This window comes from Paraburkholderia oxyphila NBRC 105797 (genome assembly GCF_000685075.1).
In the GTDB taxonomy this organism is placed as follows: Bacteria; Pseudomonadota; Gammaproteobacteria; order Burkholderiales; family Burkholderiaceae; genus Paraburkholderia; species Paraburkholderia oxyphila.
Genome location: NZ_BAYD01000203.1, coordinates 1 through 7,222 on the forward strand (window position 1 = coordinate 1; position 7,222 = coordinate 7,222).

Sequence of the window (7,222 nt, forward strand, 5' to 3'; positions counted from 1 at the left end):
TTTAAGGCCAACGCGCGAAAGCGCGAAAGCGCAAAATCGCAAAACGCTGGCATCAACAGACCAGCGTCCCCAGATTGACGCTCCCCGAGCGCTCCCGTTCAACGAGAACCTTCTCGCTACCATCCACCCTGATTCGCACAGCGATCATGGAGGCCGCCGCCTTCAACCCAGTAAACCGAAAATCCCCAAAATGATCGGTCCGAACAACACGCTCGCTGCCATCGGCAGAGTCAACCAAAACAACTTCGACATCCTCGAGATTCCGCAATTTCCCGCCACCGAGATCCTCACAAACATTCCCCGCCACCAGATGACTTAAAGCCTCCTCCAGATTCTTATAGAAAACCCGCGGCTTAGTCCCAAAATCAGCCCGAATAACCGACAGGTGCTCTTTCTCCACCATCTCCACCAACTGAGCATCCGAGACATTCACCGCGCGAATCGCCTTGGTCGGACAAGCCTGCGCGCAACGCGGCTCCTTCCACCCCGCATCGAGCAAATGCGCATCGAAGTTCCAGTTCTGCGGCACCTGCTCCTGCTCATTCCACTCGATCATCCCGTAAGGACAGGTCCCAACCAGATCGCGCCGCCCATGCGCCTTGACCGGATCAATCACAACAACCCCATCCGCACGCTTGTAAATCGCCCCATCCGAGGCCGCCTTGACACAAGGCGCGTTATCACAGTGATTACAAGTCTTCGGTATATAGGTGACATCGACGAGCGAGCCCTCTCCGCGAACGTGACGCTCGATCCGGATCGTCTCCAGCCCTTCCGGCGGCTGAGGCGCCGCATACCCCGGAAAGGCATTGCCGCTGTACTCGTCCTTGGTCGCAAGGACGCAGTTTCTGCAATTGATGCAGAGCGATACATCAACAACCAGCGCCCAGCCGTTCACGCTGCTTTCTCGAGCTTCGCGTCCCATTTCTCCACCTCCACCCAGCAAGTATTAGGCATGATCCCGTCCGCGGTCGGACTCATCTTTCCGCCCGGTGTCAGCAGATTGAGACAGCCGCCGCGATCCACCAGGCCCACCGATGTCTCGATCAAATCGAGCTCGGCGCACGATTCGTTGCCGCGCGTGACTCCCGCCTTGACGAGCTGGGAAACGTCCACGGCACAGATGACCGACGCCTGCGCGTTGTAGACCCGAACCAGGTCGCCACGCTGGATGCCTCGCGCTTGCGCATCCTGCGCGCTCATGCGCAAGACCCAGTAGCGATAGCCGCCAACGTTCATCCGGTGCTCGTCGATCGTGCTCACGTGACTGTTCTTCCCGTCCGCATGCGTATGGAAGCTGTAGACCGGATGGTTGGTCACGAGCTGCAGCGGAAACGGCTGTTTCGTGGCGCTCGCGCGGTTGATGTAGCGGTTGACGGCCGGACGTGCGGGGTCGAGCTGTTCGATGCGGCGCAGGCTCGACGGCACGAACTCGAACTTGCCCGACTGCGTCGGCAAACCGTCGCCGAAGCCGGTCGAATACGTGCCGGGTAGCGGATTCGCTTCCGGCAGATCCTTCGGCCGGCCTTGCGCAAACCAGCGCATGTCGACAGGCGGCTGGTCGTCGTCCTTCGGCGGTGGCACGACGTGATAGCCCTTTTGCAGGAACTTCTTCCAGGTGGTTTGCTTGGGCAGGTCGGTGGAATTGAACATCCGCTCGCACCAGGCCAGTTCCGAGCAGCCGCCTTCCGAGAACATGCCGCCGTAGCCGAGCCGCGACATGATATCCAGAAAGATCTGGTAGTCCGATTTCGATTCGCCGAGCGGCTCGATGCACTTGTGCTGCATGATCACCATGCGGTGATTGAGCTGGGTCTGCGCATGCTGAATGTAGCCGCCGCAGTTGGCCCATTCGGAAATGTCGTCGCGTTCGAGCGCCGTGCACGCCGGCAAGATGATGTCCGCGAACTGCGCTTCGTTCTCCATCCAGATCGACTGGTTGACGATGAATTCGAGCGATGAATGCCGATACGCTTCAACGAGCCGATTCGATCCCGGCGTGGTGCCGAACGACGACGAGCCGTAGCGGTACAGCATGTGGATGCGCGAAAGGCCCGGCTTCGGATACGTGTATTCGGCAAATTGCCCCTCGATCGAAAAGCCGTCCCACGCGTAGCCTTCCGAGTGTCCCTCCACGATGGCCTCGGCCAGGCGTTGCCGGGGGACGGCCTGCTTCACCGGGTTGATCGTGATGATGTGGGGCATGCGGCAGTAGTTGTTGGCCGCGCTCGCCGTGTTGTTCAGATCGCCCGAGATGCCGCCCTCGGCATAGCCGGGGAAGTAGAAGTTGAGGTCCTGCGGTGCGCCAATCTGCAAGTTGCCGAAGTTGATCCCCGGCTTCCCCCAGCCCTGCATCGCCATCATCATGACGACGCTGCGGGCCCATTGGGCGCCGGTCTCGGTGCGGCATGCGCCGCCAAAGCCCGCGCCCAGACCGCCCGCCGCGAGATACGTCTTCTTCGATGCCCACAGGCGCGCCAGGCTGCGCACATCCTTGGCCGGCACGCCGGTCTCCGCTTCCTGCCACTCTGGCGTTTTCGGTATGCCGTCTTCTTTGCCGAGGACGTAGGCGCTCCATTCGTCGAAGCCCGTCGAATTCGATGCCACGTACTCCTTATCGTAGCTGCCGTTGATCATCCATTCGTGCATGATGGCAATCGCGAGCGCCGAGTCGGTGCCGGGTTTGATCGGCAGCCACTTCCCGCCGAGGAACTGGGCGGAATGCGTCAGATAGGGGTCGATATGCACGAACTCGATGCCGAGTTGCTTGGCCCACAGCCGCCGCTCGGTGCCTTCGAATCCGCCATAGACTCCATTGGTCGATTCGGGATCGCTCGACCAGAACACGATCACCTCGGCATGCTGAAGGCAGTCCTCGGTCGTGCCGTAGAAGCTCGGCGTGCCCAGGCGCAGGCTGTTGCCGTAGTGATGCATGGCTCCCCAGTACCAGCCTTCCCAACTGATCGGGCTCGGTTCGATGCGGGTAAAGCCGATCAGGTTGCCAAAACGCAGCATCGCGCTCAGGTAGTAGTTGATGTTCCCCCACTGGTGGTGCGCGCCCGTGACCATGCCGATGGCCCCGGGGCCGTAGTCCTGCTTCATGCGGCGGATTTCACCGGCCACGATATCGAGCGCTTCGTCCCAGCTGATGCGTTCATAACCCGAGATCCCGCGATTCTGCGGATTGCGCTCGCCATGGGGATCGAAGTCGACGCGCTTCATCGGATGGAGGATGCGCTTGTCGGAGTACACGAGCGACTTGAGCGAGAGCGCGTGCGGGCTCACCGTCGCGCGCCGTGCCGGCGTAAGCCGGCGGCCTCTCGCCGTGATGCTCCAGCTCGGGCCGTCTTCCTCTTCGAGATCGATGGGCGTGGTGCGGACGATCTTGTCGTCCTTGACGAAGACGAACACGGGGCCGCCATTGGTAAGCGTGGTGTAGCGCGTGGTGCCGTCTTTCATCGGCAGCCCCTTGCGCCACGGGGCCGTCTTCATCGTGTTGACGAGCTGGCCGAACCACACGAGCTTCTGGTCGCTGCCGCCCTGCGTGATCTTGAAGTTCTTCAGCGCATCGATCAGGAATGCGTGATCGGTCTTCGGCGCGAGCATCTTGTGCGCGGTCGCGACATCCATGAAGACGAGCTCGGCGTCCGGATTGGCGCACACGCCCCAGCGTCCGGTCACGCTGCCGTCCTTGAAATGAAGCTGCCGCGCGAGACTGTTGTCTCTGAGCCGTAGCTGGATGATGCCACTGCCGCCAGCGAGATGCGCGCGCATGGCTGGAAACCGGCGGGCCGCAATACGCAGGACGGTTGGCATGAGCCAGAGGATAAGTACAAGGATTTTGCGCTGCATGAGATGTCATCCCTGAGCAGAACTGCACTGTGATTGGACGTAACGACTGCCCGTCAGGTATCGCTCGATCCGCCGGCAGGCTGTTGCGCATTGCGCCCCGAAGAACGGATGCTGCGAGGCAGCACGACGCAACGGTCGATCGCGCTGTATGATCGGGCCTGTAACGGATCATTTGCAGGACAATGATACGTCAAAAAATCAACCTACATCGAATGATGTTATGTAGTATAAGTAAAGTCAAGGGTTCCGATGGTGGGGTGTGCCCTGACGACCTGTTCGTTCGCGGCCCGGAAATTTGCCCGGTTTGCCCATACACAGAGGAATGAGGGAATGTCCAAATCGAACTCCGGCGTCGCCCATGCCAGTCTGGATCACGCGCCACCCGGCGAAGCCTCTAACGACGTATCCAGCGAGGCACCCAACGTGGCAGCTGCGAAGCTGTCGCCCGAACTATTCGATGAGCGTGGCCGTACGGTGCCGTGGATGGCCAGGACGGTGCGCCGGCTCTATGATGCGCTTGGCCAGAAAATTCTCGATAGGGAAAACCTTGCCATTGCGTATTGGTATTACCTGCGCGTGCTGGCCGAGCGTGGCGAGCTGAATCAGCTCGAATTAAGTAAGCGCGTGGGGATTGCCTCCACCACCGCGGTGCCGGCGCTCGACAACCTGGAAAAGCGCGGCCTCGTGCAAAGAGTGCGGGATCCTAAAGACCGGCGAAAGTATTACGTCAGCCTGAAGGACGAGGGCAGGCGCCTTGTCGACGACATTTTGCCGGCAATCGCCGAATTGCATTCGACCTCGCTCGACGGCATTGCCGCGCGCGACATGCAGGTGTTCTGGAAAGTCGCGCACCAGATCGAGAAGAACCTGATCGAGATGTCGAGAGACGACGCGGCGCTCGACTGACTTCGCGCCGGTGGCATCGGCATAAAACGCCGTCATGCGGCCGGAGCGCGGCTTGGGGAATTCCCTGGCGCGCTTGACTTGATTTGTTCTACGGCACATCATTCGATATGAATCGATAACGTGTGTGCGATGCACAACCTCGAACCCAAGGAGGTGGACAAATGAGTGCCAAGCCGCAAGACGCAGGCGCCCCGCCGGTGCAACTCTGGAGCCGCGACGGTTTCCAGGGGGCGCTTTCCGTTGTGACGCGCCAGACCTATGCGCCTGATTATCTTTCCGTGCAGGGGCCGCACGCGCCGCGGCGGGCCGTCCTCGAGCGCTTGACGCCCGACGATCAGGACGACCCCGAGGCGCTGCCGACCACCGTGGCGACGTCGAGGCTCGGCGTAAAGCTGCACGTCTCGGGGCGGCGCAAGCCCATGCCCTACGTGGTGCGCAATGTCGAGGCGGACGAGATTCATTTCATCCAGTCCGGCACGGTCAAGTTCGAAACCGACGTGGGCTGTCTCACCGCCACGGAAGGGGACTTCGTCTGCATTCCCCGCTCGATCGCATATCGCTATGCGCCCACGGGCGACGCGATGCGCAGCGTCATTGTCGAGAGTCCTTCGGCCCTGAAGCTCGCGCCGCCCGCGCCAAGCGGCCTGCTCAACGTGGCGCGCGATCTGAAGTATGCGGAGGTCGACGCCACCATGCCGGCCGGCGGCCCGACGCGCCTCGTGCTGAAAACTCTCGACCCCGAGAACACGGTCTTCATGCTGCCGCACGATCCGCTTGCGCTTGGCGTGCACTTGTCGGAGTCCGTTCCGGTGTGGAAGCTGAATCTGGCCAATATCCAGGTTCACGCCTATCTGCCGGAAGGCGGTCCGCCCAGCCAGTTTCTGCAATCGGGCACGGGCGACCTGCTGATGTTCAACCTCAGCGCGCGTCCGGGGGGCCGGCCGCCGGTCCACATCAACGCCGACTTCGACGAGCTGATTTGCTACGTGGGGGGGCCGGGCGCCTGGGGCGGGTGTACCGAGCCCGGCACGTTGACCTGTGTGCCGAAGGGGGTCATCCACCACGGGCCATCGGAGGACGTTCCCGAGGGCTATCAGGCCTGGCTGCTGGAAACCCGCGCGACGATGCGCTGGACGCCGAAGGCGCTGGCCGTTGCGGAGCCGATGGAGACGGGCCAATACATGCCGCATCCGGGCGCGGGCAAATGAACGGCGTGACGCGCTGTTCCCTGGCCGTGCCTGAAAAATGCGGCGGCCCGGCTGCATATGACTCGATAGTCTTGAGGAAGCAATGAATAAACGTTTTCGAGTGGGTATCGTGGGCGTGAGCACGGAGCGCCGTGGGTGGGGGACGGTTGCGCATATTCCCGCGCTGCGGGCGTTGTCCGACGTGTTCGAGATTGCCGGCGTGGCGAACACGAGTCTCGCGAGCGCGAAGGCCGCCGCCGACGCGCTGGACATTCCGCGCGCGTTCGAGAACGTGGCGGCGCTCGTGGCCTCTCCGGATATCGACGTCGTGGCCGTCACGGTCAAAGTGCCCCACCATCGTGAAGTGGTTGCCGCGGCAATGGCGGCGGGCAAGCACGTCTACTGTGAGTGGCCGCTTGGCAACGGCCTGGCCGAAGCGGTCGAGCTTGCCGAGCTGGCGAGGCGGAGCAAGGTGCGGGCCGTGGTGGGGACGCAGGCCACCGCATCGCCTGAAGTCGAGGTCGTGCGCAAGCTCGTGGCCGATGGATTCGTGGGGGAGGTGTTGTCGTCGACTTACCTGGGTTGTGGTCCCACCTGGGGCGATGAAGTCACGCGCGGCGACTCGTACGCGATGGATGCTAGCAATGGCGCCACCTTGCTGAGGATTATCGGTGGGCATGCGCTGGCTGCCGTGCAAAGTGTGCTTGGTCCTGTCGAGGAAGTGGAGGGCGTGATATCGCAGCGCCGCAAGACCGTGCGGGTGCTGGAGACGGGTGAGACGATCCCGATGCGCACCCACGATCATGTGATGGTCAACGCCGTTTTGAAGTCGGGCGCGCCGTTGTCGCTGGAGCTTCGCGGTGGGTTGCCGCGTGGTACGCGGTTGCTTTGGGAGATCAACGGGACGCTGGGCGATTTGCGGATGACTGCGGCGCATGGGGAGTATTCCGTTGTCAATATCGCGCCGTTGCGTGTGGAGGCTGGCCGCCGGGGCGAGCTTGGGTATCGGGAGGTGGAGGTGCCGAATTCCGGTTTCGGGGGGGCGGTCATTGGGCGCAATGTGGCCGCTATCTATCGGCAGTTGGCTGAGGACCTGATTCACGGAACCCGCACGGCGCCCGATTTCGATGACGCGGTCGCTCTTCATAGGGTGATCGATGCTATCGAGCGGTCGGAGCAGGCACGCAGGCGCGTGCGAATTGATTGATAAGGATGGCTAATTGAGTTGGCCTTAACTTGTATTCGCGGCGGGCCGCAGGCGTTGCCCCTGTGCGGGG

General features: G+C 62.1%; 5 protein-coding genes. 3 read left to right on the forward strand and 2 right to left on the reverse strand.

What is annotated here, in order from left to right; all coding sequences use genetic code 11:
* Positions 1 to 52: 52 nt before the first annotated feature.
* Both BO1_RS47635 and BO1_RS47640 read right to left on the reverse strand, forming a co-directional pair.
* Positions 53 to 925: a 4Fe-4S dicluster domain-containing protein gene (locus BO1_RS47635; RefSeq protein WP_028223609.1), complete on the reverse strand. Its 873-nt coding sequence runs from the start codon at positions 923 to 925 to the stop codon at positions 53 to 55.
* Entirely contained in the window at positions 895 to 3,852 is a 2,958-nt protein-coding gene (locus tag BO1_RS47640; RefSeq protein ID WP_028223610.1) for a molybdopterin-dependent oxidoreductase, read from the reverse strand. Before BO1_RS47640 ends, BO1_RS47635 begins: the two co-directional genes overlap by 31 nt.
* Before the next feature lie 330 nt (positions 3,853 to 4,182).
* Between BO1_RS47640 and BO1_RS47645 the strand changes: the two genes are divergently transcribed.
* From BO1_RS47645 to BO1_RS47655, 3 genes are all read left to right on the forward strand, one after another.
* Positions 4,183 to 4,758, forward strand: coding sequence for a MarR family winged helix-turn-helix transcriptional regulator (locus BO1_RS47645; RefSeq protein ID WP_028223611.1), 576 nt, complete (start codon positions 4,183 to 4,185; stop codon positions 4,756 to 4,758).
* A 161-nt stretch (positions 4,759 to 4,919) separates the two neighbouring features.
* Entirely contained in the window at positions 4,920 to 5,966 is a 1,047-nt protein-coding gene (locus BO1_RS47650; RefSeq protein WP_028223612.1) for a homogentisate 1,2-dioxygenase, read from the forward strand.
* A gap of 82 nt (positions 5,967 to 6,048) precedes the next feature.
* Positions 6,049 to 7,152 (forward strand): Gfo/Idh/MocA family protein, encoded by a 1,104-nt coding sequence (locus BO1_RS47655; RefSeq protein WP_028223613.1) that lies wholly within the window; start codon positions 6,049 to 6,051, stop codon positions 7,150 to 7,152.
* Positions 7,153 to 7,222 lie beyond the last annotated feature (70 nt).

Coding starts and splice junctions, on each gene's coding strand:
- BO1_RS47650 (WP_028223612.1), top strand. CDS start 4,920: ATGAGTGCCAAGCCGCAAGACGCAGGCGCCCCGCCGGTGCAACTCTGG.
- BO1_RS47655 (WP_028223613.1), top strand. CDS start 6,049: ATGAATAAACGTTTTCGAGTGGGTATCGTGGGCGTGAGCACGGAGCGC.
- BO1_RS47640 (WP_028223610.1), bottom strand. CDS start 3,852: ATGCAGCGCAAAATCCTTGTACTTATCCTCTGGCTCATGCCAACCGTC.
- BO1_RS47645 (WP_028223611.1), top strand. CDS start 4,183: ATGTCCAAATCGAACTCCGGCGTCGCCCATGCCAGTCTGGATCACGCG.
- BO1_RS47635 (WP_028223609.1), bottom strand. CDS start 925: ATGGGACGCGAAGCTCGAGAAAGCAGCGTGAACGGCTGGGCGCTGGTT.